This window comes from Paenibacillus polymyxa, assembly GCF_001719045.1.
GTDB lineage: Bacteria > Bacillota > Bacilli > Paenibacillales > Paenibacillaceae > Paenibacillus > Paenibacillus polymyxa_B.
In genome coordinates this window covers 4,549,440-4,573,065 of the sequence record NZ_CP015423.1, presented here as the reverse complement: position 1 = coordinate 4,573,065, position 23,626 = coordinate 4,549,440, and the positions used below count along the sequence as shown (strand labels likewise).

The 23,626-nt window shown below is 45.9% G+C and carries 22 protein-coding genes; 9 read left to right on the top strand and 13 right to left on the bottom strand.

Annotation, left to right across the window (positions count from 1 at the left end; genetic code table 11):
* Positions 1–26 precede the first annotated feature (26 nt).
* The 5 genes from AOU00_RS20630 to AOU00_RS20615 all read right to left on the bottom strand — a co-directional run bounded on the left by AOU00_RS20630 (position 27) and on the right by AOU00_RS20615 (position 4,781).
* Positions 27–509, bottom strand: coding sequence for a mannose/fructose/sorbose PTS transporter subunit IIB (locus AOU00_RS20630; RefSeq protein ID WP_039269822.1), 483 nt, complete (start codon positions 507–509; stop codon positions 27–29).
* 1 nt (position 510) lies between these two features.
* Complete coding sequence (locus AOU00_RS20625; RefSeq protein ID WP_013309476.1) at positions 511–930, bottom strand: PTS sugar transporter subunit IIA; 420 nt, start codon at positions 928–930, stop codon at positions 511–513.
* A gap of 200 nt (positions 931–1,130) precedes the next feature.
* Positions 1,131–3,911: a sigma-54-dependent transcriptional regulator gene (locus AOU00_RS20620; RefSeq protein ID WP_069291546.1), complete on the bottom strand. Its 2,781-nt coding sequence runs from the start codon at positions 3,909–3,911 to the stop codon at positions 1,131–1,133.
* Positions 3,912–3,960: 49 nt separating this feature from the next.
* Positions 3,961–4,311 carry an HAD-IIB family hydrolase gene (locus tag AOU00_RS27385; RefSeq protein WP_250637522.1) on the bottom strand — a complete coding sequence of 117 codons (351 nt, stop codon included), beginning with the start codon at positions 4,309–4,311 and terminating at the stop codon, positions 3,961–3,963.
* A complete protein-coding gene (locus AOU00_RS20615; protein ID WP_216637466.1) occupies positions 4,245–4,781 on the bottom strand; it encodes an HAD family hydrolase in 537 nt (178 codons plus the stop codon). Before AOU00_RS20615 ends, AOU00_RS27385 begins: the two co-directional genes overlap by 67 nt.
* Before the next feature lie 274 nt (positions 4,782–5,055).
* Here AOU00_RS20615 and rpoN point away from each other — a divergent pair, with 274 nt between their 5' ends.
* Positions 5,056–6,438: an RNA polymerase factor sigma-54 gene (gene rpoN / locus AOU00_RS20610; RefSeq protein WP_061831426.1), complete on the top strand. Its 1,383-nt coding sequence runs from the start codon at positions 5,056–5,058 to the stop codon at positions 6,436–6,438.
* Between the two features lie 220 nt (positions 6,439–6,658).
* Here the strand turns inward: rpoN and AOU00_RS20605 are convergent, their stop codons facing one another.
* Entirely contained in the window at positions 6,659–7,627 is a 969-nt protein-coding gene (locus AOU00_RS20605) for a LacI family DNA-binding transcriptional regulator (protein ID WP_061831444.1), read from the bottom strand.
* Positions 7,628–7,970: 343 nt separating this feature from the next.
* Here AOU00_RS20605 and AOU00_RS20600 point away from each other — a divergent pair, with 343 nt between their 5' ends.
* From AOU00_RS20600 to AOU00_RS20585, 4 genes are all read left to right on the top strand, one after another.
* Positions 7,971–8,696 (top strand): AzlC family ABC transporter permease, encoded by a 726-nt coding sequence (locus AOU00_RS20600; RefSeq protein ID WP_061831425.1) that lies wholly within the window; start codon positions 7,971–7,973, stop codon positions 8,694–8,696.
* Complete coding sequence (locus AOU00_RS20595) at positions 8,693–9,016, top strand: AzlD domain-containing protein (protein ID WP_039269810.1); 324 nt, start codon at positions 8,693–8,695, stop codon at positions 9,014–9,016. Before AOU00_RS20600 ends, AOU00_RS20595 begins: the two co-directional genes overlap by 4 nt.
* Before the next feature lie 359 nt (positions 9,017–9,375).
* On the top strand, positions 9,376–10,542 hold the full coding sequence (gene yhbH / locus AOU00_RS20590; protein ID WP_025723949.1) for a sporulation protein YhbH: 1,167 nt from the start codon (positions 9,376–9,378) through the stop codon (positions 10,540–10,542).
* The gene (locus AOU00_RS20585; RefSeq protein WP_061831424.1) at positions 10,539–11,981 is read left to right on the top strand and encodes a SpoVR family protein; all 1,443 of its coding nucleotides are present in this window, start codon (positions 10,539–10,541) and stop codon (positions 11,979–11,981) included. Before yhbH ends, AOU00_RS20585 begins: the two co-directional genes overlap by 4 nt.
* 139 nt (positions 11,982–12,120) lie before the next feature.
* On the opposite strand, the gene AOU00_RS20580 is transcribed toward AOU00_RS20585, so the two are convergent.
* From AOU00_RS20580 to AOU00_RS20550, 7 genes are all read right to left on the bottom strand, one after another.
* A complete protein-coding gene (locus AOU00_RS20580) occupies positions 12,121–13,302 on the bottom strand; it encodes a TolB-like translocation protein (RefSeq protein ID WP_061831423.1) in 1,182 nt (393 codons plus the stop codon).
* 126 nt (positions 13,303–13,428) lie between these two features.
* Entirely contained in the window at positions 13,429–15,012 is a 1,584-nt protein-coding gene (locus AOU00_RS20575) for a sensor histidine kinase (RefSeq protein WP_061831422.1), read from the bottom strand.
* The gene (locus AOU00_RS20570) at positions 15,009–15,695 is read right to left on the bottom strand and encodes a response regulator transcription factor (protein WP_061831421.1); all 687 of its coding nucleotides are present in this window, start codon (positions 15,693–15,695) and stop codon (positions 15,009–15,011) included. The genes AOU00_RS20575 and AOU00_RS20570 overlap by 4 nt, the downstream gene beginning before the upstream one ends.
* A gap of 33 nt (positions 15,696–15,728) precedes the next feature.
* A complete protein-coding gene (locus AOU00_RS20565) occupies positions 15,729–17,264 on the bottom strand; it encodes a PucR family transcriptional regulator (protein ID WP_061831420.1) in 1,536 nt (511 codons plus the stop codon).
* Between the two features lie 256 nt (positions 17,265–17,520).
* Positions 17,521–18,147, bottom strand: coding sequence for an aspartate/glutamate racemase family protein (locus AOU00_RS20560; RefSeq protein ID WP_069291545.1), 627 nt, complete (start codon positions 18,145–18,147; stop codon positions 17,521–17,523).
* A gap of 16 nt (positions 18,148–18,163) precedes the next feature.
* Complete coding sequence (locus AOU00_RS20555) at positions 18,164–19,114, bottom strand: aminopeptidase (protein ID WP_069291544.1); 951 nt, start codon at positions 19,112–19,114, stop codon at positions 18,164–18,166.
* Between the two features lie 26 nt (positions 19,115–19,140).
* Positions 19,141–19,836, bottom strand: a complete 696-nt coding sequence (locus AOU00_RS20550; RefSeq protein ID WP_069291543.1) for an AroM family protein — start codon at positions 19,834–19,836, stop codon at positions 19,141–19,143.
* Between the two features lie 326 nt (positions 19,837–20,162).
* Between AOU00_RS20550 and AOU00_RS20545 the strand changes: the two genes are divergently transcribed.
* The 4 genes from AOU00_RS20545 (at position 20,163) to AOU00_RS20530 (ending at position 23,509) form a co-directional block, all read left to right on the top strand.
* Positions 20,163–20,864, top strand: a complete 702-nt coding sequence (locus AOU00_RS20545) for a response regulator transcription factor (protein WP_069291542.1) — start codon at positions 20,163–20,165, stop codon at positions 20,862–20,864.
* A complete protein-coding gene (locus AOU00_RS20540) occupies positions 20,861–22,222 on the top strand; it encodes a sensor histidine kinase (protein WP_069291541.1) in 1,362 nt (453 codons plus the stop codon). The genes AOU00_RS20545 and AOU00_RS20540 overlap by 4 nt, the downstream gene beginning before the upstream one ends.
* A 22-nt stretch (positions 22,223–22,244) precedes the next feature.
* The gene (locus AOU00_RS20535; RefSeq protein WP_069291540.1) at positions 22,245–22,838 is read left to right on the top strand and encodes a PepSY domain-containing protein; all 594 of its coding nucleotides are present in this window, start codon (positions 22,245–22,247) and stop codon (positions 22,836–22,838) included.
* Positions 22,839–22,957: 119 nt separating this feature from the next.
* The gene (locus tag AOU00_RS20530) at positions 22,958–23,509 is read left to right on the top strand and encodes a PepSY domain-containing protein (protein ID WP_069291539.1); all 552 of its coding nucleotides are present in this window, start codon (positions 22,958–22,960) and stop codon (positions 23,507–23,509) included.
* The last annotated feature ends 117 nt before the right edge of the window (positions 23,510–23,626 follow it).

Genomic DNA, 23,626 nt, shown 5'->3' with positions numbered 1-23,626 from the left:
CTCTAGTTGCCGCCTGGTATTTACGATCACATATCCTGCAGTTTGGTAATCAAGTTGATTTTCGGATCACTGGCTACTTTTCTGATTTCCAGCTCAATGCCTTTTTCATGCAGCTTACGAAATGCATCTACATCCTGTTGGTTTACGGATACCGCCCCGGTAATCTGCGTCTTTCCTTCCTTAAAACACATTCCTCCAACATTCACCGAGCGGATGGGTACTCCCCCTTCCACAACCCGCAGTACATCCGTAGGGTTGGTAAAGAGAAACAATGTTTTAAAATCACTGTATTTGGGGTTATTATAAGCCTCTATCGCTTTGTTAATCGTTACGACATACGCCTTAATTCCAGGCGGCGACACCTGAAGCAATAAGGTTTTGCGTAATGTATCCGCTGCGACATCATCGCTAACGGCGATAATCTTATTGCACTTCGCTTCTTTCACCCAAACGGTCGCCACCTGACCGTGAATCAGACGGTCATCAATACGAACTAATGCAATTTCCATTCTATAATTCCTCCTCTAATTGACTGTTTCGAATGGCACGAAAAGACATCATGGAATCGTGCCCTGCATGGATCGCTAAATTTACCAAATTCTCCACTTGTTCAATTCCTCTGTTTGCAAGAAGGTCAACGATCATTGGCAGGTTTACTCCTGTCACAATATCCATTTTTTCATGGTTAACTGCAATTCGGCTGGCAGCATTATAAGGACTGCCGCCGAATAGATCAACAAGGAAGATAACACCGTCCGTCCAATCCAGCGATGCCAACGCAGCCTTATATTTCTCTACAAGTCCGCTGACACTTTCACCTGGTTCAAACGTAACACCTGCCACATTATCCAATTGGCCGAAAACCATTTCTGTTGACCTCAGTATTTCTTCAGAAAATTTCCCGTGTGTCCCAACAATTACACCGATCATCTGTCTCACCCCCTTTTTTTCTCTCCACATATCTATGATGCAAGTTCTGTGCCAAACTTCTGTATAGATCAGAAGAAATTTTGTAAACAACAAAAAAACCCCCGTTGCGTCGGAGGTTTTTTTCCAGTCTGAACAGATCATTATTTATCAATCTCCACTGCTTTCATACACATATGAAAGCGTTTTATACTCTTTGGCCATTACTGTGGAATAAAGTTATATACTTCGCTCAACATTTCGCAAATATAATATTTTTCGTCTTCAGAAAGTATAAGATTCATACCAGAAACAAATATGCTGCATGAACGGTTTACCACCTCGAATATGTGCTGGTCGAGCTGTTTCACTTCCCCCTGATAAACAAGTCCATCGCGAATAACCATACGTTCCAGCGCATAAGCTGTGTGAGTAGAAATTTGGACTTTTGTTGCATAATCAAATTTGACTTCTAATCCAAGTTCCAGCTCTTGCACAAATCTCATCACCATTCCCAGAATTTTGTGGGGATTCAAATAAGTCATAAATTCTTTCAGACTTTCCTCGCATAACTCCCTGACGACTACACTTTGATCCACAGCAGGGATCTGCTTGTTATTCAGCAGTAGCTCTCTCAATGTCTGCTCACCGCTCGCTTCAATCAGCTTTTCCAAGGGAATAAACGGGATTTCCGGCTCGCTTGGCCGTTTTACTCCAATCACGGCAAGAATGGTTCGCTTAGACCGCATATCCTGGACCACTTTATCCAACTCTCTTACGTTTGCCGGGACAACCAGTATCTCCTCATCCGTCAAATCGCAGACAACTTTCTCTACAAACTCTTTCAATTTGACCGCTGCACCTTTGCCGGAGGAGCAAACCGTCACAATTGCCTTATGGACTACTTTCACTGCGGCGCTGCTATTGTTATATCCCCTGAAATCTTTTAGCGATTGGTATATTTCCTCTATCCCCATGTCAAAAACACTGGCCTTTCGGACAGCCTCCAGCGTGAGCGGAGTTGAAACCATATCAATAGTCTTTACATTGATTCCAACACGTTCCATAATAGTTTCTTCAAGATTGAGCAAAGAGCCCATATCAACCAGCAGCAACACGCCTCTACCACGGTCAATGCTCTTTACTTTATCGATAATAAGCTCCAAAATTTCCCTAGGACTGACATCGAGGGGCATATCAACAGCACAAAGATTAGAACTGCCCAGCAAGCTGTCTACGACGCCGACGATGCTGCTCGCTGTACTGGTACCGTGTGCTGCCACAATAATTCCCACACTACCCTGTCGTTCTTCCTCAACAGATTTCAGAAGAATCGCCATATAAGTTATTTCGGCCTCCGGTACATGTACACCAAACTTAGACTCGATCAAACTTTTGATAGTCTGGGCCAGTCTGTACTCTTCATCATGTTCATTCATCGGTTCATAGATTCGTGCATCACCGTATTTTCTCTCTCTGGTGCGCTTGAAAAAGGCGCTTAAATGAAGACTGAAAGCATACACGAATCTCTCGCTGTAAATTCGGTTTAGTTCCTTTTTGGCCATTTCCTTAATCTGCTCGGAGAATTCAAGGATGTCTTTGTCCACAATTTTCAGAATTCGTTCCCTGCTCCCCTTGGTGTTATAAAAACGGTTATAAAAGCTTTTAATATGGATATTGACATCCGTAGCAATAAATCTGTGGATGTAGGCGTCGTCGAGCCCTTCTTCCTTCAGCATGCCAATCTTGTCTTCAATTAGTTTGTAAAGGTTAAACGGCAGCTCGGAAACAACCTCTTCATCCAAAGCTTTTCTTCCTTCTGGAGTAATGTATAGGCACGAGGAAATACATCCGATTTCCTTCATCTTATATTGCGTTTTATCAATATTAAACAAACCATCTCGGATATTTCCCGGCAGGTTTTTAAAATCAAGTCCTATTTCTTCTTTGTTTTCATGTATGCTGTTTAAAAAACCTTTAGCGCATACCAGCTGGATGTTCGACTTTAACTGGCCGATATTGCCGTAGGTGACGCTGCCGATCAGTGCTCTTACTACCTCTGGTTCAATCCTAATCGGCTTATTTACCCTATTGGCCTCGTTAGCAAACAAATACTTCAAAATCAGCATTTGCTCCTCAATAGCACGTTCCTGAAGGGAAGGGATATTGATCGTGATGGGTATGCGCCTAATGAAGGTTTTCAGCATGGATGATCCGGGATCTTCCGTCGTAGCTCCAATCAATAACACACTCGCATCTCTTTTTCGATCCGTTTCGCCCAATTTGTTATAGGTGTGAGTATCCATGAAATAGAAAATCATTTCCTGGCCTTCCGGGGGTAAACGGTGAATCTCATCCAAAAACAGGATGCCTCCGTCAGCTTTCTCCACCAGCCCTGCTTTTTCATGATCAGCGCCTGTAAACGCCCCTTTAACGTGACCAAAGATGTGGGAAAGTAACAAGTGGGGGTTATTGAAATAATCAGCGCAGTTAAAAACGATAAATGGCGCATGCTCTGAAAACCGCTTCATATATTTGCCATAATGGTACATCAACCTGGCAAACATAGTTTTTCCAACACCCGTCTGCCCGACTATCAGGGTATGCAGACCTCTAGGAGGATACAGAATCGCTGCCTTCCCCTGCTCAACCTGGTTACGCATGCTGCCCCTGAAACCGATCAAAGCATGGAACGGATCGACCTGTTCGTCAGGCAGCAATACCTCTTTGATGCTTTTGACCTCAATTTGTTTCTCTTTCAGCCGAACCCGAAAGGTGTCCTCGATAATCTGCTTGTGCAGAAATCTGACCGGTCTTCCTTTGATTTTAAGGATTAGATCGTCACGCAGCAGATTATTCAACTCTTTGCTCACATTGTTTCTCAACATCTTTTGATCATCAGCAATTTCCGCAGCCGTAATCCCTTCCCCCGCAAATAAAGCCTCTTTGGAAATTTTCTTGGTGCTTTCGGCAATATACTCTAAAATCTTATCTATTCTTTTCACCTGTATTCCTCCAGCCTGAATCAGTCATTGGAAATTTATTCCAACCCGCTTATTTAGGGAACAGAATATGGTTTTTCAGCGCATGAGCTACTCCATCCTCGTCATTCGAGAGAGTAACGGTGTTGGCAGCAGCTTTGACCTCAAGGGGAGCATTTTCCATGGCAATGCCAAGTCCCGCAAAGGCCAGCATGTCGATATCATTGTAGTTGTCACCCATAGCCAGACAATCGCTTTGTTTCAGTTGGTACTCTTTTAGCAGAATTTGAATGGCTGCCGTTTTGGAAGCCTTTTTTGACATGATTTCCAGATAAGTAGGCTTGGATAAGTAGAGATTTACTTCTTCGCCGTATAGGGGTCGCAATACTTGAAGGACGCGTCTGATCTCTTCGGGATCACCCATGCACAAAATTTTACTGGTTCCATCAGTCTCTTCCCTCCAACCACTGGTAAGCTTAGAAAAACTATAAATGCGAGGCTCGATATTGGTGATGTCACGTTCTTGAAGCGCCCATGCATCCAATTGCTCAATATACCACTCATCATCTTATACAGGCTTACGTGAAGATCATAGGCAGCCAGGCTGTCAAGCAAACACTGTGTCATTTTCTTATCTATATAACGGGTGTTCAGCTTGTTCCCGTGTTTATCTATAACAAGTGCCCCACTGTAGCATATGAGAGGCTCAGAAATACCAAGATGATTCTGCAATGGAATAATTGCTTTTGGCATTCGCGCAGAGACAAGAACCACTGGAATCTGCTTATCATTTATAACCTGGAGAATGGTTTCTTTGGTTGCTTCCGTGATTTGATGCGCCGAGTTAAGCAGCGTCCCGTCAATATCAATGCAGACAATTTTATAAGTTTCCATAAATGATTCCTCCAGCTCCAGTGTATTTTGTTATTCAATGAATGAGTATACAAGAAAGATAGTGTATATAACCAAAAATACAACACACATAATAACTGTTACTTATTACGACAATCTTTGGCTTGTTTATGAATCGTTTCTATCAGATAAAATTACTCGGTAACGTTAACATCTAGGCAGGAGAATTGCATAGGCTTAGAGAAGTAGATCTTTCATAAATGACTGACTGTGAATTTGTACCGGAAATGTATGGAAAAGGAGTTCGAATAAGTCAATGATACGATATGGATTACAACAGGAACAAGGATTCAAGCTGGTTATGACGCCCGAATTGCGACAAGCAATCACGATCTTGCAATATTCTTCGGCTGATTTAATATCCTTTCTGCATGAACAGGCGAACAATAATCCAGTCATTGATTTGCCGGAGTTTAATATGTCCATAGGCAGTATCAAAGAAGAAGCAGAGCGGTTTTCACAGAAAGATCAAGGAGATCTGCTTGAACATTATCGTGGCGGAGAAAAATATCCATCGGTCCAGCGAGCAAATCCCGTTACATTTCTGGATTTTGTCCCCAATCCGAATGATACCCTGTTTGAACATCTGAACAGGCAGCTTGGACTGGTATGTGGGCTTACAAATTCACAGCGTATGGTGGCACGGTACCTCATTGGCAATTTGAACGAAATGGGATATTTAGAACTTGATGTTCCAACGGTCGCCTCACTATTGGACGTTCCCATAGCCGAAATTGAGGATATGCTCTTGGTGATACAGAGTTTTGATCCACCGGGGATCGCCTCTTACAGCTTGGAAGAATGTCTTCTTCTCCAGCTCCAGCTTGCTGGCATGGATGATGAATGCATAGTCAGAATGGTAAGCAACCATCTGGCCGATCTGGCGAACAATCGGATACAAAAAATTGCGGATGCTCTTGAAATCGGTAGGCAAGAGGTTATACAGATGGCCGATCGAATTCGCAAGCTAAATCCATGCCCGGGCGCAGCATTTGCTCATAAAGAGCAGCAATACATCATAGCAGATATCACGGTCGAAAAAGCCAACGGGGAATATCTTGTCCTGATTAATGACATTAGTGCGCCGCGGGTTGAGATCAACCCTTTTTACCGGCAAATGATGCAGGATCTACCGAATAGTGAAACCAAACGTTTTATCCATGAGAAGATGAATACGGCAAAATGGCTGATCAATAGCCTGAAGCAACGTCGGCTGACCCTTCTACGGGTTGCCAAGGCCATTGTGGAAAAGCAGCAGGATTTTTTTGAGCATGGCGTGTATTTCCTCAAACCAATCACCCAAAAGGAGATTGCCGATAAGACGGGCTTACACGAATCCACGGTCAGCAGGGCGGTCAGTAATAAATTTATACAGACGCCTCGCGGATTGTTCGAGCTCAAATTTTTCTTTACTTCCTCCTTGACGTCAGCGGACGGAGATGCTACTTCATCGGAGAGTGTAAAAAAGTGTATCAAAAATTTGATAGATGATGAGGACAAGCAAAAACCGTTATCGGATCAGGCTATTACTACCCTGCTGGGAAAGGAAGGTTTGCATCTATCACGCAGAACCGTGGCGAAATATCGGGAAGAACTGAGATATCTTTCTTCTGCCAAAAGAAAAAAGTTTGAAGTTTGAATGTTTAAGGAATAGTCGCGTTTGATCCGGTTCCATATTTTTCGATTTGGCTTGATCCTGAATGATCCGACTCGCTAGTTCTTGAATTCACCATTACACCTCCTTTCTTGAACTAGGATGTTTTCACTTTTGAAACGCTTCCAATTTGCTGTGAGAAAAACATCAGTTAGTAGATCCATACTATGAATCGACCGAATGAGCTAATATTTTTACAATAAAATCATGTAGTTTCGCCTTGCTTGAAGACAACGGGGAGACGATACACTTGCTGATCTAAAGTTTCACCTTCGATTTTCTTATAAAGCAGTCTGATTGTCATACGTGCCATCTCCTCCACTGGCTGCCTGATTGTAGACAATATCGGATGAAAATAAGGATGGTCCTGAATCCCGTCGTAGCCGATAACCTTTACATCCTCTGGAACGCGAATGCCCTCCCTGCGTGCTCTTTCTATATAGTTGGCGGCTAACATATCGGTAATAGCAAAAATGCCGTCCACATCGCGATGCTCATTTAGGAACTCGTTAAAATAGGCATCGTCGTCCACTATAGGGTCGGGCTTCTCGTAGATTACATAATCGACTCCCAATGTTTGCGCCTCATGAATGAAACCTTTTCTCCGATTCATGGTTTCACTGAAAATGGAAGTGACGCTTCCCATAAAAGCCGGTTTCTGGGCCCCCACTTTAACAAGCTCCCTCAAAGCCAGACGCCCTCCCTCATAATTATCGGAGGTCACACAAGTAATTTTTTTGTTGAAGTGCCTATCAATACTTACAATCGGAATGTCATTGCTTACGCTATTTTCTATATCATTGTAAGTAATGCCGACAATACCAGCCACTTTGTTTTGCCGTAGCATATCCAGATAATACAGTTCTTTTTCGGGCTTGCCGCCGCTATTACACAACATGAGCTTAAAGCCTTCCTGATCCAACTCATCCTCAATGTAATAAGCCAGTTCAGAAAAAAAAGGATGCCAGATACTTGGAAGCAGCAAGGCTACCATCTTGGATTTCCTCATCTTGAAATTTCGAGCGACTTCATTAGGAAAATAATTCAGTTCTTGTATAGCTTCCTCCACTTTTCTGCGTGTATCTGGTTTTACAGAGCCCGAGTTGTTAATAACTCGGGATACAGTTCCTACAGCTACGCCAGCTAAGCTAGCTACATCTTTAATACTTGGCATCGGCATCTCCCTCTCCCTATCTCTCTTTATGAAAATTATAATAACACTAAGATGGAAACGTTTCAATTTTGTTGATGCTCTTTTTTCGCTGAAGCTCTTTATCTTCCTTACCGGGCTGAAGCACCAGCGCGGATTCCATTAGGTATACGTCCTTGTCCTCTACATCTGTTCATATTCATCTCTATCCTTAGGATCAAGTTCTAAAAAGCAATAAAATAAACATTCTCCCTGTGTGTTCGCTATAGAAATTATTCAATATAACGTACAAACGTATAATATATTGATACTTTACAACTTACGTTATATACTATTATAAAATTTATACACTGGGGGTAAGGTTAAAATGTCCATAGCTTCGGAGTTGAGCGGAACGAAGCCCGATTCACTCAGCTTTTTACATGGGGTTAAAGATTGTATTCCTACATTGCTCGGTTATGTATGTATTGGGTTCGCGGCAGGCATTGTGGGTGCCTCATCAGGGGTTAGCACCATGGAAATTGCCTTCATGTCGGCGCTTGTATACGCCGGAGCCTCTCAGTTTATTATGTGCTCGATGCTGGCTGCAGCCAGTCCTCCATCCGTCATTATTTTAACGACATTCATTGTGAATGCTCGTCATCTGCTGTTAAGTGCGTCGCTGGCTCCTTACTTTTCTAAATATTCATTGTGGAAAAACATAGGCATCGGCGCTCTTTTGACGGACGAATCCTTTGGAGTAGCGTCGGATAAATTGGCTAAAGGCGGGCAGGTCAGTGACCGCTGGATGAACGGGCTTAATATTACAGCTTATCTCGCTTGGATTGCATCCTGTGTGGCGGGAGGGGTTCTCGGGAACTGGATTTCCCGGCCGGAGGCTTTTGGTCTGGACTTTGCCTTGCCTGCGATGTTCCTTGCCCTGCTTATTTCCCAGCTCCAAAGTGTCCAGACCTCCAAACTCAAGCATCGTCTGCTGCTTGTGCTATGTATGGCTGTTCTGATGTACCTTTTGTCCTGGTGGGTGCCATCACATATCTCCGTCATTGTAGCAACCATGATCACCGCAACGATTGGAGTGTTAACCGACAAATGAGCATTAATCCCAATGTCCTGTATATCATTATCGGTGCCATGATTGTCACGGCGATCCCAAGGATCATTCCTTTTGTCGTGCTGCAAAGACTGGCGCTTCCCAAGCCAGTGCTACAATGGCTTTCCTATATTCCCATCTGCATATTCACAGCCCTCGTGATGGAAAATCTGCTCGTCCGAACCGAATCCTCAGTCACTCTTAATGGGCAAGTACTTATGGCTGTCTTTCCTACGCTAGTGACCGCCTTGTGGAGCAAAAACCTGCTGGCTACCGTCGTTGTCGGTATTGTGAGTATGGCTGTAGTTCGACTATTGTGGTGAAGATAAAAATGCCCTCCTACAATAGGAGGGCATCTGCCATTTCTTATGATCCACCTGTCGTCCTTACTAACGAGGGCGACAGATCTTCTTCCTCAAAACCACGTTCTCGAAGAATGTGGCAATCCGTAAATTGACGCATCTGACGCATACCTCTACTATCAGTAAGCATATCTTCAAGCACAATCAATCAATATTAACCCAAGGTTCTCCATTCTTTTTTTACATTTTTTACTTTCATTATAAAAGCAAACGGGCAGAATTTAAATCGAGTTCCATCACATATCGTTCATCCCCGTGAATATACTTAATAACCAACAAGGCCAAACTGTGCCGTGTATCCACTTGGGGGGTGCCTAATAATGCCGGAACCACGCCAGCCATATTCATTCGTCGTATCCCGCGAAGATTGGTCGCTGCATCGCAAAGGGTACCAGGACCAGCAACGTCATCAGCAGAAGGTCAAAGATGTCATTAAGCAAAATCTACCCGATCTGATAACGGAAGAAAATATTATTATGTCGGACGGTCAACAGATTATTAAAGTGCCGATTCGCAGTCTGGATGAATATCGCTTCATTTATAACTATCAAAAGCAAAAGCATGTAGGCCAAGGGGATGGAGATAGTCAGGTGGGGGATGTCATCGGACGTGATCCTGCCTCCCAGAAGCCTGGTAAAGGTGAGAAAGCCGGCGACCAGCCGGGACACGATATTATGGAAACGGAAGTCAGCATAGAAGAACTGGAAGATATGCTGTTCGAGGAAATGGAATTACCGAATTTACAGCAAAAAGATAAGGATCAAATTGAGGTTGAATCTATAGTGTTCAATGATATACGTAAAAAAGGCATGCAAGCGAACATTGACAAGAAACGAACCATTCTCGAAAATCTGCGCCGCAACGCCCGTGAAGGGAAACCGGGCATTCATCATATTAGTCCGGACGATCTTCGCTACAAAACATGGGAAGAGAAGACTATTCCCCAATCCAACGCGGTGATTATAGCCATGATGGACACATCAGGCTCGATGGGCTCTTTTGAAAAATATTGCGCTCGCAGCTTCTTTTTCTGGATGACCCGCTTTTTGCGCCGTCAGTATGAAAAGGTGGAAATTGTCTTTCTCGCGCATCATACCGAGGCTAAAGAGGTTACGGAGGAAGAATTTTTTACCCGCGGAGAAAGTGGCGGCACGATCTGCTCTTCGGCTTATCTGAAAGCACTAGAGATTATCGACAAACGATATCCTCCTTCCAGCTACAATATATATCCCTTCCATTTCTCGGATGGCGATAACCTGACCTCGGACAATGAGCGGTGTGTGAAGCTAATCGAGGAACTTATAAAGCGAAGCAATATGTTCGGCTATGGAGAAGTGAATCAATATAATCGCAGCAGCACGCTGATGTCAGCCTACAAGAATATTAAAAAGGATCAGTTTATGTACTATGTCATCAAGGAAAAAGGTGAGGTATACCAAGCCTTACGTACCTTTTTTCGCAAACGGGAAGGGGGAACGGTGGGATGAGCACCGACCAGAAGGAGCTAGAATATGCGATATCAGAAATTATGGAGATTGCAGATGGATTCGGGCTCGACTACTATCCGATGCGGTATGAGATTTGTCCGGCGGATATTGTATATACGTTCGGAGCCTATGGTATGCCCACGCGCTTCAGCCACTGGAGTTTTGGAAAAACGTTTCACAAGATGAAAATGCAGTACGATTTTGGATTGAGCAAAATCTATGAGCTGGTCATTAACTCCAATCCCTGCTATGCCTTCCTGCTGGAAGGAAATTCTTTGGTGCAGAATAAACTGATTGTCGCCCATGTACTGGCACACTGTGATTTTTTCAAACACAACGCCCGCTTTTCAGCTTCTAATCGCAATATGGTGGAGAGTATGTCGGCCACAGCAGATCGAATCAACAGCTATGAAATGGAATACGGTTCAAAGGCTGTGGAATCCTTCATTGACTCTGTACTGGCGATACAAGAGCATGTGGATCCACAGATCATCAAACCAAGGCATCTGGATAAGCAGCGCTACATGGAACTCAAAATTCGGGAGCAGAAAGAACCTGGAAAACGACTGCGTCCCCCTGGGCCTTACGATGATCTGTGGTCACTGGACACAGTGAAGCAGCATGATCCCGCCGAGACCGAGGGCATCAAGGTACGCAAGTTCCCACCGGAACCTGAAAAAGATATCGTCTGGTTTATTCAGGAATTCTCGGAGGTGCTGGAGGACTGGCAGCGGGATATTATGACGATGCTACGGGACGAAATGCTGTATTTCTGGCCCCAAATGGAGACCAAAATCATGAATGAAGGCTGGGCCTCCTATTGGCACCAGCGGATTGTAAGGGAACTGGATTTGACCGGGGAGGAAACCGTTGAATTTGCGATGCTGAACGCTTCTGTCGTACAGCCTTCCAAGCAAAGCCTAAACCCTTACTATTTGGGGCTGAAAATATTTGAGGATATTGAAAAACGATGGGATAACCCAACCCGTGAGGAGCAAGAGCGACAAGGACGCAGACCGGGAGAAGGACGCGCTAAAATGTTCGAGGTACGAGAGTTCGACTCGGACACCTCTTTTATACGCAATTACATGACCAAGAAACTGACAGAGGATTTGGATCTGTACGTGTTTGAGAAACGGGGACCCGATTGGAAAATTACCGATAAATCCTGGGAAAACATACGGGATCAGCTCGTGTTTTCACGTGTGAATGGAGGCTCCCCTTATATCGTCGTCGAGGATGGAGATTACCTGCATACGGGCGAGTTGAAGCTCAAGCACCAGTACGAAGGCATTGAGCTGGATTTAAAATATATGGAGCGCACACTTCCGTATGTGTATCAGCTGTGGGGGCGCACCGTTCATTTGGAAACATTGATTGAGGGTAAGCTCGCCTTATTCTCATATGACGGTAAAAAACATCATCGTAAGTTTGTATAGTCATACAAAATCAAATAGCCAGCCTAATTAAAAAAAGGTGCATACCTAAAAAGGATATGCGCCTTTTTACTACTTACTTAATAACAGCTCTAAGCAATCACCATTTCTTACGGACTGGATGGACATATTTTTCCAGGAACTACTTCCTCTTAAATTCGACGATGTAGCTTTGATTGAGCTGTTTTCCACCTTCCGAAATGTTCTGGTACATGGATAAAAACCGGCCGGATGGGCTCCATACCGTTGGGCTGTCATAGGATTGGATATCGGTCGTAACCGGAGTGGTTTTACCCGTGGACTGGTCAAACACATACAGCCCTCTCATGCCTTGCTGATCCTCATCATAAATGGAAAAAGCAAGCTTGGACCCGTCATTGGACCAGCTTCCACGACTCATTAAAGTACCTTGACCGACGATTCCTTTCTCTTTGCCCTGTTCATCCAAAATGATCATACGGGCTGGTTCGGATGTATTCCATTTCCGCTTTTCAATGGCAATAGACTTACCGTCAGGCGACACGGCAAAGGACATGGCACCCTCTGCAATGGTCACAGCCTGAGGATGATTGAGGGTGAACCGATTCAGCACCGGATACCCTTGTTTATCACTGCCTGTATAAAATATGGCGTTACCCACTTTTTCGACATGAGACATCAATTCAGAGCGATTCGGATCTTGAAAACTCAATTCTTCAGCTTTGCCGTCCAGACCAATCAGCTGTATTTTACCATCCGGTGTGCCTGTAATGAGATCATTCTCATCGCTCCAGCTCACTTCGTTAGTCATATCCAGCTTGCCAATCGATGTAATCCTACCACTGCTTAGTTCCAAAATGTAACCCTGGATATCATATTTGCTGCTGGTGCTACCTTCAGTAAAAAAGACATGGCGCTGATCCGGTGATACCACAGCAAGTAACTGTGGAGCCTTACGACCTGGTGTTAAAATCCGCTCCTTGTTTGTCTCTACATTATGAATCCACAGCTGGGTTTTACGCTCGACAATCAGCTCTTCGTCGCTCAGCCAAGACCTCGCGTAGACATCCCCCAGCCTGTCGATAGACGATACCACCAGCTCGTCCGTTACTTGCTTCTGGGCTGTATCCGTGTCAATCACAGTAAGCTGTTGGCCCGGTTTCATACCGAATGCTGGATTTGTCTCTCCTGCGCTCTTCATGCCGCAACCACTGAGTAATCCCCCGGCGATTAAGCCGATTATGAGCACCCCCGTGGCTTTCTGTCTGAAAACTCTTGTGTTGGAACCTTCGCGATGAGAGGAGCCGTTCTTTTGCCTATAGCTGTCTATGTTTTTCTTTATCATGTACAACGGCCTCCTTGTTAACGATACCCCTAGTTTAATAGCCGAACATCTCATGAATACATCGAATTGTTTCCAAATTGTAAACAAGACATCATTCTATCTAGCCCTGTGCTAACAATCGGCCGTTTACAGGGAGCCATCGTGAACCAAGAGGGGGAGTCTAAGCGAAAATTCATTCCCACTTACATTCGTATGGCCGTTGCCATTTTCCAACCCACTATGATCTGAAGCTGTAAGCTGCAACTCTCCCCCCATACGCTCCGCCAGTCTGCGTGCCAGAGGAAGACCGAGTCCCGTACCGCTGTCCTGACGAGAACGATCACGGCTTAAGGTAGCGAACGGCTCAAAAATCATGTCCCATTTCTCCCTGGGAATCCATGGACCGGAATTACGTATATACACCATCACAGTGTCCTGTTCTACCCGATTCGATAACGTAATCCATCCACCGTCCCGATTGTACTTCACTGCATTATCCAGCAAATTCAGTACAATATGCATCAGATGCTTAGGGTCTCCCCACACCTGGGCAGGAACAGTATCTATCGAAAAATTCAGTCTACGCGCTGCCGCTTTTCCTCGAATACGGCTCCCTGCATCTTCCAGTAACGAATGCAGTTCCACAGCCTCCGTATGCAATTCAAAATCATATTTATCCAGCACAGATAGCCGCAACGAGTCCTCGACAAGCTCGTACAACCGTTTTGTTTCCTTACTGATGCTTTCTCTCGCTTCACGCACCAGTTCAGGATCATCCCCATACATATCCAGTAAATCAGCATAAGCTTGAATAGAGGTTAATGGGGTCTTTAGTTCATGACTGATATTTCCAATAAAAGATTTTTGCTGCTGCTCTAGCTCTCTCAAGCGCTGAACCGCTTCTTCCAGCCGGAGCTTTTCGTTTTCCAGCGCGGTAATGCTCTTCCGGATCACATGACTCATCTGGAGCATTCCTTCATCCAGTCTTCCCAGCTCATCCTGCCGCCGCAGCAGTCTGGCTTTTGGATAATGCCCTGCCGATATCTGTTCGGAAGCCCGAGTCAGTCGTCCGATGTCCCTCGTCTGGCGGCTGACATAGCCTAAACCCAAAATAAAGCTCAATACCAGCACCGCACCCCCCGTCCATAGAAACAAGTGGGCAATGGCCCGGTAGAACTGCTGCTGTGCTTCTGTTGAGCTGTGAAGCTGTACCACTCCCAGTAAGCCGTCTGGACCTTGAAGCGGAGCCAAATAAGTGATTGCGCTTCCTTCCGTAATATACGCAATTTTGCCTTGGATCGCATAGGAGAGCGCCTGGCTGACATCTGTTCTAAAAGCCAGCGGTAGAGAATTGCCAACCTCATGCCCCTGACCATCATATAAAATAACACGCATATTACTGGATACGCCCAGTTCCACTGCGAGCCCAGGTGCCTGCTTCTTCATAAAGGCTTCCGGTGATTGGCGCACTCCCAACAGGTAAGACTGTTTTACACGCATTTCTACAATTTCGGCCTGACGCTTTAAGCTGCGTTCCATTTGGTCTGTCTGGTTAGCGCGAATACCAGTAAGCACGAGCCAGCTCAGCACACCGACAGTAAATAGCAGCAAAGCCGCCAGTACCAGCGGAAATTTCCAACGCAGGCTCAAGCCTGTAGGTTTGCGTTTGCGCTTCTGTTGGTCGGTGGACCGCAAGCTTCCTTGCTGATGGAGTGAATGATGTTCGTTCACGTCATTTTCTCTGCCTTATAGCCGATACCATACACGGTCTGCAATATCGCTTGATGTGGCTCAAGCTTCTTGCGCAAGCGCTGGATATGAATATCCACCGTCCGCGTTCCACCCACATAATCGAAGCTCCATACCTGCTCCAGCAGCTCGTCCCGTGTATATACCCTCCCGGCATGGGACACCAACAGCGCCAGCACATCAAACTCCTTGGGGGTCAGCTCCAGCGCTATGGCTCCAAGTTCAGCTGTTCGGCTGGACGGACGTACCCGTAATGGGCCGAGGACTACTTCTGTTCCTTCCGGGGCAGGCGCTCCTTCTCGCTCCAGCCTCCGTACCAATGCTTTAATACGAGCGAGCAGCTCCCTCAGGTCAAACGGTTTGCTCATAAAATCGTCCGCACCCAGCTCCAGCCCGAGTACCTTATCAACGATATCGTTTTTGGCCGTCAGCAGTAAAATACCGATGCCCTTCCGACTTTCCAAACGGCGGCACACCTCATATCCACCAAGTTTGGGCATCATCACATCCAGTATGAGCACATCTGGATGGAACAAACGCACTTTTTCCAAGGCGTCCTCCCCGTCAACGGCGGTTTCCACCAAAAAACCCTCTCGCTTTAATGCATAAGCCAGCGCATTTCGAATGCTCGCCTCATCGTCCGCTATCAGTATTTTTTTATCCATGTCCTGCCCTCCCTGCATAAAAAACCGCTCCAGCTACCTATGTTCCCGCAAATAATAATGAATCAGACAGGTATGACATATAAACTGCTCACGTGGATCGTTAAGATCAAAATCTGTCATGTCGCGTATCCGTTCCAATCTGTATTTTACTGAGTTACGATGTATAAAAAGATAATTGGCTGTATCTACCAGACTTCCTCTGTTTTCCAAATAATAAAATAACGTTTTGAGTAAGTCACTGCCATGTGAGCGATCATATTGCTGAAGTCTCCCCAGCTTGCGTTCAAATACATTTGAAAATTCCTCTTTGTCCATCGCTTCTCCAAGCATATAATGCATCTCTATATCGCTGTATTTACATACACGTTGATCAGGATACAGCCGCTGGGCTACAGTAATGGCACGACGTGCTTCATTGTAGCTTTGCAGCAGCTCCCATAACTTTTTGGCACTTCCGATGCCTAAATAATAATCGGCGGTCCCCCAGGCCTTCTCAGTCGACCAGTTTTTCAGCGTATCACTCCAGGACATTTCCTGATCAGAGCCAGGTACGTTCTGGTAATCATTCGGCTGAAGAGTCGGCAGAAATAATATCGCACGATTTGAACGAAACTCAATATGAGACACCACACGCCGTCGGGTCGATTCCATACTCAGTAGCCCAGAAAGAATCTCTTCTGGCGGAGCCGCAGCACTTTCCAGTACAGCCACCTCCCAGTCATATTCCGGATTAAATCCCAATTGACGACCTCTCCGCTCAACCTCATGCCGCAACGGCAACGGAGGTGTCATTAGCTCATCTATAAAGTTCCCCCGTAGTCGGCTTTCCGTATCTTCTACTGCCTTTTCACGCATGAGTTCCAACGCCATCACCAGCCGTGCCTGCTCAATACCAACCTGCTCCATATCATCCAGCTCATTGCGGGCAATGACCAACTTGGCAACTGTACGTTTATCTACGCTAATGGGAAAATGACGAGCATCTTGTACCATCGTCCAATCCCATTCTTGTGGTGAAGTGACAATGGCTTGACCTCCATTATCAATCAAAGCAACCGGAGCTTTAAAAAGCTCTGCTATATTATCGCTTACAGCCTGTATGCCACTGTTCTCCAGCACCATCGTCGTTAACGTTCGATAGATTTCTTCCGAACGTCGCAGCAGCTCTGCCTGTCGGTTCAACACCATATCCATGACACGCTGCGTAATATCCGTATAGGGAATATCGGCTGGAATCTCAATCACAGGAAGGCCGCAGGCATTGCTTTCTTCCAGCGCACTGTGGGGAATTCCCGTGAGAAAGCGGGTAGGCTTGATCACAAGCGCCGCCGCTCCGCCCTGATGCAGTAATTGAATAATTTGGCACAATACCTCAGGCTCATGACGGATCGAATAAGCCGTTGTCATCAACAATACACCTTCCCGGACCCAGCCTTTCAGGTCAGGGACTTCCATAATGTCAATAAACCGGACAACCCGGCTTAGCCCCTGTTCTCCGCTTAATACCTTCGCCTCCTTCAACACGGGTATTGCCATGAGCTCTTGAACTGTTACACCCGGTATTTTCATAAAGACAGACCACCCTGCTATTTATTTTGCAAAATCCTTACTTCATCTAATTTTCAGGATAGTGTACCAAAAAAGTGTACAAAACAAAACCTTTTACCGCTTGGTCAAGTCTATCCACACCAGCCCATTCCTATCTTTAGGAGCTCAATGGAACATAAATAAACCGCCTTTCTAAAGAAGGCGGTTTATTCCAATATTGAACTATTTATGATGAAGTTTAAGATTATCCTGCCTGTGCCCCGTCACGAAGCAACTGCTAGCGTAACGAAACGGCTGCACCCAACGCCACAATCGGATCAATAGCCCGAATACCCAGTGTACGCTCCAGCTCTGGCGCAAAGTTCATCGTTACAAAACCTGTGCAGGCAAGTACGATTACCTCAGCTCCCTTCTCCTGAAGCCGCAACGCTGCTGCCATAGCCGCCTCTTTACCTTGTGGAGTGTTCAAGTCCAGTGTCGTCTGCACACCTATGGGACGCTCTGTACCGATATAGGAATTGCCCAAAATGTGGCGAATCAGCGGCGGAGCCTCCTCCAAAATGGTCAACACGCCTACACGGCTGGCCGATGTCAGAGCCAAGAGTGCCGCACAAGACCCCGCCCCGTATACAGGTACAGATACAGCTTGACGAGTTTCCTCTAGCGCCGGATCAGCCGCGCAGCTAATACCGATAGACGTACAGCCTTGTTCAACGAGTTGTTGCGCCGCAAGCACAATTTTAGGCACCGCTTCCCGGTCTGTGATATCATCGTAGATTCCTTTCGGCTGATCAGGGATACATACACTGGTGACAGGCAGCCCGTAGCGCTGCTCAATGACCCGGCCGTGAAGGTCGATAGCTGCTTTGTCCTGCATGGTAAGCACTCTGATCATTCCAAGCATGATAACTTCCTCCCTTTTATCTCTCTAGCAACTGACCAGCCTTCATCATCAGACGATCATCCAGATATACATCCGGTTTTTGTACGACTCCGTCAATATGTACACCCGCAGCGACAGTTCCCCCGAAGGTATTATTGCTGCCAAAAGCGACATGAATCGTGCCATACACTTTCTCGTCTTCTAACACAACACCTGTAATGCGGGCTTTATCATTCGTTCCAATACCAAATTCGGCCAGCATTCTACCATCGCCTTCGCCGAGCATATCCAACAGGGACTGTCCGGCTTCCCCTTCTGCGGCGATTAATCTGCCATTTTGCACCGTCAGCAGCAGCGGCTCTTTTAAGGCACCGATTCCTGCTACAGAACCGTCCACCACAATCTGACCCTGTGCCGTTCCTTCCAGTGGAGCAATATACGCTTCACCGGAAGGCAGATTGCCCGATTCGCCAGGATTCAAATACATACCTGTGCTGGGAACGCCGTTGCGCCCTTCTATGGTAAAGTTCAAACTATATCCATCCTTTTCAATCCGTACCTGCTTGGCAGCAGTCAGCAATGCGGTTACCTCTTCGGTCAGCGCCTTGACCTTCGGATAATTAGCAGCGATTGCTCCATTCATGAACATATCGTCTGTCATGCCAGGCATGGTCGCCAGGCGTGCTCCAGCAGCTGCGGCCTGCTTACGGGCACTTGTATGTGTCAGCGAATACCGGGTGACACATACAACAACGTTGGAGCGAAGCATGGCTTCGGCAACAGGGACTGGAGGCTCCTCGCCCGATTTGGAGCGAACCTTCATCGTCAAAATAGCTGCTTCTGCCCCCAGTGCCTTGCCAGCCTCATATATGGACTCGCCCAATTCTTTTTTATCATCGTCGGTTACGACCAGAAGCGTCTCCCCAGCGGTAAGTCCCAAACATTTTTGCAATACATTTTTACTGATTTCAATACGGTGTTGACTCATAGTTCTTACCTCCAATTTTTAGCTCCTTACACCATTTCCGATACCAGTTTGCCAATCAAGGCATTGGACAATACAACGGGAACCCCCGAGTAATGCGCCGCTAGCTCTCTATGCGTTTCCGTATAGCCCATACAATCCAGCACAATCAGATCGGCTTGATTCTTGAACTGTCCGGCTGCTCGGCAAAATTCTTCTTCACTGCCACTGTAAGGCGAGGCCGCCGCAAACTCTGGATTCAATCCATAAGGACTGAATTTAAGCTTGAGGTTATTCTTCTGTTCTTCGAGCGGTCCAATGAGACCCAGTCTTCTTCCGCTGGACATGGCCTTTAGTACAGGAGGAAGCACATGATCTGGCTCAATTAGAAAAGCGCTTTGGGTATGTAATCCAGGAAACACACCGGTACAGAGTAGCAAAATCGTACGTATGCCTTGCTCCTCCAAACGTGTGATTTTTTCCTGGAGCAGCGGCTGGATTTTTTCGCGTGAAATGACCACCGACTCCCCGGTCGTCAAGCGCGAGGTTAATACATATTCTCCCGGTGACGGTGATAGATGCTGTTGTATATAGTCCAATGAGAGCCCATCCAGCGCACCGGCCTGTACCAGCTCTGCCCGTCCTTCCAACGCCCTTTCTACGATAGGGGCCACATCTGACCGAGGGGCTTGCCCAATCGTAATCATCCCAAGCTTATGCATTTTGAACCCCTGCTTTCGCTTCATTTTATTTTACGCTCCTGGCGACAAAGGGCAAGCCCGCGGTCTGCCCTTATTTCGGTTCTGGTGAATAGTTTTAACTTATGTTACTGCAACTTTCCTAACATAAACAATGTTCGTTCTGACCAAAACAAAGGCTTATTTGTTGTGCATAAAGGATAAAAAAACAAAATCATAGCGCTATCATTACATTTTGTCCCTTTTTAATGTTAAGAAATATAACGCAGTATAAATATCTCTTCCCTCACTGCCCTGCGCTTTGAAGTGTCTTACCTGCCCGTATATGCTAAAATACTTCCGTATCGGCTATTCGCCTACAGGAGGGCATGATCATGAAACAATCTATTTTGATCGTAGAAGACGAAGAAAAGATTGCCCGGCTTCTAGAGATTGAACTTCAATTTGAAGGCTATCAAGTATGTAAAGAAAAAAACGGAATTGATGGGCTGGAGACGTATTGCAAAGGCAATTGGGACCTAGTGTTGTTGGATATTATGATTCCCGGTCTCAATGGCATCGAGCTACTTCGGAGGATTCGTAAGCATGATGCGAACGTTCCTGTCATTTTGCTGACGGCTAAAAGTTCCATTGCAGATAAGGTCGAGGGACTCGATTTGGGAGCCAATGATTATGTTACCAAACCGTTTGTGATCGAAGAGCTGCTTGCACGTGTAAGGGCCGCACTCAGAGTGGGTGCAACGAAAGACACGGCTCCACAAGTGGTAGATAAATGGCTTAGTGCCGGGGATTTACGTCTCCATGAAGGTACTCGCGAAGTTCTTCGGGGAGAGCACAACATTGAGCTTACACCGCGAGAGTTTGACTTGCTCGTTCATTTACTCAGACACCAGCGGCAGGTACTTAGCCGTGAACAATTACTGGAGAATGTATGGGGCATAGATTATATGGGCGATACCAATGTGGTCGATGTGTATATTCGCTACGTGCGCAATAAAATCGACCCTACGCGCCAGCTCCCTGAGCTGATCCATACTGTACGTGGAATTGGTTATGTTCTGAAGGAATCCTTATGAAGCTACAAAACAAAATCCATACGTATACCTCGTTATTATTCGGGATTTTACTTGTGGCCATTAACTTCTCAGTCTATTTCCTATTCAGCCAACTTTCGATAGACAGTCGAAAAGACCAGGTAGAGGCCGCAGCAGAAAACATGATTCGTGGGATTCAACGTGCTCCGGTATCCGTAGCCGCTGAGGATCTTCTCCGAGCCTATGTACCGCTGGATGGCATGCTTCGGCTAATGAAACCAGAAGGCGACTTTCTTCCCCCTATCACCTCTTCTTCCGAGCAATCTCTTAGCTTGATGAAGGGCGTTTTTGATGAAACACGGCAGGTTCGCATCATTACCTATGAAAGCAACCGTTACATTCTTGTATCGCTCCCCATGATTTGGACCAATGGCGAGGTTGTCAATCTCCAGGTGACCGAAAGTCTGCAACCGACGATGCAGACGCTACAGGTACTCAGAATCGTACTTGTTGCTGTCACTGGAATTGCGCTCATTCCTGTCGTGGTATCGGGAAGACTGCTCGGCAGACTGATTACACGTCCAATTGCATCTATGATTAGCACGATGAAAGAAATTCAGCGCAGCGGGAAATTCAAACGTCTTCCGCTCCATTCATCATCACGCGACGAACTGGTCGAAATGGGTGAAACATTTAATGACATGATTGAACTGCTGGAGCGAAATTTCGTCAGGCAAGAACAATTTGTATCTAATGCGTCCCATGAATTGAAGACGCCACTCACCATTATTGAAAGTTATGCCAGCCTGCTCAAACGGCGGGGGTTGCAGCATCCCAAGATTTTTGCCGAATCCGTTGAAGCGATCCATTCCGAGGCGATCCGAATGAAGGACATGGCAGAGCAGCTTCTTCTGTTGGCCAGAAACGAAGAACAGTGGAATGTCGTGCTGGAGCCTGTACGCCTGACCAGAATAGCGACAGAATTAAAGGCTACATTTGAAAATGCGTTCGCCCGACAAATTCAACTGGATGTACAGGCAGACTGCATTGGCTATACCGATGAAAATAAGCTGAAGCAGCTCCTATTTATCTTTTTGGATAATGCACGCAAATACAGTGACGAGTCGATACACCTGATGATTGATACGATAGGCGATACAGCTCAACCCTGCATAAGAATCACAGATCAAGGAATTGGAATCCCAGAAGAAAAGTTATCTAAAGTATTCGACCGCTTCTATCGTGTGGATGAAGCCAGAAGCCGCGAGGAAGGTGGGACTGGACTAGGCTTATCATTGGCTACAGGAATTGCACAAGCTATACATGCTCAAATTGGGCTAGAAAGTGTAGAGGGGAGCGGAACAACGGCAACGATCATCCTCCCTACCGTTCCAAAATAATAAGCCAAAGGAGGGAATAACGATGAAAGCCATCTATGTGTGGATGATTGGGGGTACGCTGGCGGCTGTATTGATTACAATTTGTCTTTTACAGTGGCCTTGGGCACGGTCGTTAGCAGCTTCTCCATTGGAAGAAAAGGTCGTCATCCAATCCGTTTTGCATCAGTATCCCGGCGAGGTGCTCGAATCCCAACGCTTGGGTGATTTTTATCTGATCAGGCTGGAACGCGCCAAAGGGAAGTACGATATAAAAGCCAATGCCTATGACGGTGTCATCGACTCCATTAAGCGGACACAAGCTTATACAGATGTGAAGCAGGAGCCCCAAGACCACAATCCCGGTAACTCACCAACCAGAGACACATCGAATCCAGCTAATAAACCTGACCCGGTTTCTCTCGTTATTACAGAGAAAGAAGCAGCCAAGCTTGCTGCCAAAGCAGTTAACGGAACATCCGATGATATTGAGCTTCACCGCAACGACAAAGGCCTCTATTATCTGGTTGAGGTTGAGGTGAAAAATGGGCGTGAAGCAGTGGTACAGGTCAATGCAGTATCGGGCTCTATCGACTCTATAACGTGGGAAAAAGCAAAACAGGAGCACGACGAATCATGACGACTTGATGATCATCTCAGCTCATGTTTTCTCATGGTTTTCTCATGATTCTATTATGTTCCTCTCATGTTTAAGAGATAAGCTGTATTCATGCTTATAGCACAAGGAGGAACAATGTAATGAAAAAAAACTATACATTAGGAATTATGGCAGCTACGGTTCTGCTTGGAGTTACGGTTACGGGTGTCTCAGCGAATGCCGTATGGGCCGCTAAACCTACGGGCCTTATTGGAGCGACCGCCGCTGCCAACATTGCCAAGAAGGCTGTGGGGAATAATGCACAAGTTGAAGATGTCGAACTGGAGCGCAAGAACGGAAAAGTCTACTATGAGGTGGATCTCCAGCAAGGGGATAAAGATTGGGATATAGATATTGATGCTCATACCGGGAAAACCATCCGTTCCCATTCTGAGCTTGATCATGACTCTAATAACGAGTCCTCCCTTAACAAGCCAAATCACATCACCCTGACTGAAAAGCAGGCTGGACAAATCGCGCTTAAGCACGTGCCCGGGAGTACCCTTTTGTCTTCTAAATTGGATAAGGAAGATGGACAATTCATCTACGAGGTAAAGGTACTCACCAACGAAGGAACCGTTGAGCTTGATATCCATACATCATCTGGCGCAATCGTGGATACAGACGACGATGATGATGACAACGAATATTAATTACCCAGATCATAATTAGGGTAACTAAGTACAGAGCTAATTAAAACGGAGCAGCGAACTTTCGCTGCTCCGTTTTTTTGACCAATGTGACACAGGAAAAGAACGAAGATGGCTCCA

What these genes read in the sequence shown, in the direction of transcription:
- AOU00_RS20630 (WP_039269822.1), bottom strand. Translation starts at nt 509, where the DNA reads ATGGAAATTGCATTAGTTCGTATTGATGACCGTCTGATTCACGGTCAG.
- AOU00_RS20625 (WP_013309476.1), bottom strand. Translation starts at nt 930, where the DNA reads ATGATCGGTGTAATTGTTGGGACACACGGGAAATTTTCTGAAGAAATA.
- AOU00_RS27385 (WP_250637522.1), bottom strand. Translation starts at nt 4,311, where the DNA reads ATGGGTGATCCCGAAGAGATCAGACGCGTCCTTCAAGTATTGCGACCC.
- AOU00_RS20615 (WP_216637466.1), bottom strand. Translation starts at nt 4,781, where the DNA reads ATGGAAACTTATAAAATTGTCTGCATTGATATTGACGGGACGCTGCTT.
- rpoN (WP_061831426.1), top strand. Translation starts at nt 5,056, where the DNA reads ATGATACGATATGGATTACAACAGGAACAAGGATTCAAGCTGGTTATG.
- AOU00_RS20605 (WP_061831444.1), bottom strand. Translation starts at nt 7,627, where the DNA reads ATGCCAAGTATTAAAGATGTAGCTAGCTTAGCTGGCGTAGCTGTAGGA.
- AOU00_RS20600 (WP_061831425.1), top strand. Translation starts at nt 7,971, where the DNA reads ATGTCCATAGCTTCGGAGTTGAGCGGAACGAAGCCCGATTCACTCAGC.
- AOU00_RS20595 (WP_039269810.1), top strand. Translation starts at nt 8,693, where the DNA reads ATGAGCATTAATCCCAATGTCCTGTATATCATTATCGGTGCCATGATT.
- yhbH (WP_025723949.1), top strand. Translation starts at nt 9,376, where the DNA reads ATGCCGGAACCACGCCAGCCATATTCATTCGTCGTATCCCGCGAAGAT.
- AOU00_RS20585 (WP_061831424.1), top strand. Translation starts at nt 10,539, where the DNA reads ATGAGCACCGACCAGAAGGAGCTAGAATATGCGATATCAGAAATTATG.
- AOU00_RS20580 (WP_061831423.1), bottom strand. Translation starts at nt 13,302, where the DNA reads ATGATAAAGAAAAACATAGACAGCTATAGGCAAAAGAACGGCTCCTCT.
- AOU00_RS20570 (WP_061831421.1), bottom strand. Translation starts at nt 15,695, where the DNA reads ATGGATAAAAAAATACTGATAGCGGACGATGAGGCGAGCATTCGAAAT.
- AOU00_RS20565 (WP_061831420.1), bottom strand. Translation starts at nt 17,264, where the DNA reads ATGAAAATACCGGGTGTAACAGTTCAAGAGCTCATGGCAATACCCGTG.
- AOU00_RS20560 (WP_069291545.1), bottom strand. Translation starts at nt 18,147, where the DNA reads ATGCTTGGAATGATCAGAGTGCTTACCATGCAGGACAAAGCAGCTATC.
- AOU00_RS20555 (WP_069291544.1), bottom strand. Translation starts at nt 19,114, where the DNA reads ATGAGTCAACACCGTATTGAAATCAGTAAAAATGTATTGCAAAAATGT.
- AOU00_RS20550 (WP_069291543.1), bottom strand. Translation starts at nt 19,836, where the DNA reads ATGAAGCGAAAGCAGGGGTTCAAAATGCATAAGCTTGGGATGATTACG.
- AOU00_RS20545 (WP_069291542.1), top strand. Translation starts at nt 20,163, where the DNA reads ATGAAACAATCTATTTTGATCGTAGAAGACGAAGAAAAGATTGCCCGG.
- AOU00_RS20540 (WP_069291541.1), top strand. Translation starts at nt 20,861, where the DNA reads ATGAAGCTACAAAACAAAATCCATACGTATACCTCGTTATTATTCGGG.
- AOU00_RS20535 (WP_069291540.1), top strand. Translation starts at nt 22,245, where the DNA reads ATGAAAGCCATCTATGTGTGGATGATTGGGGGTACGCTGGCGGCTGTA.
- AOU00_RS20530 (WP_069291539.1), top strand. Translation starts at nt 22,958, where the DNA reads ATGAAAAAAAACTATACATTAGGAATTATGGCAGCTACGGTTCTGCTT.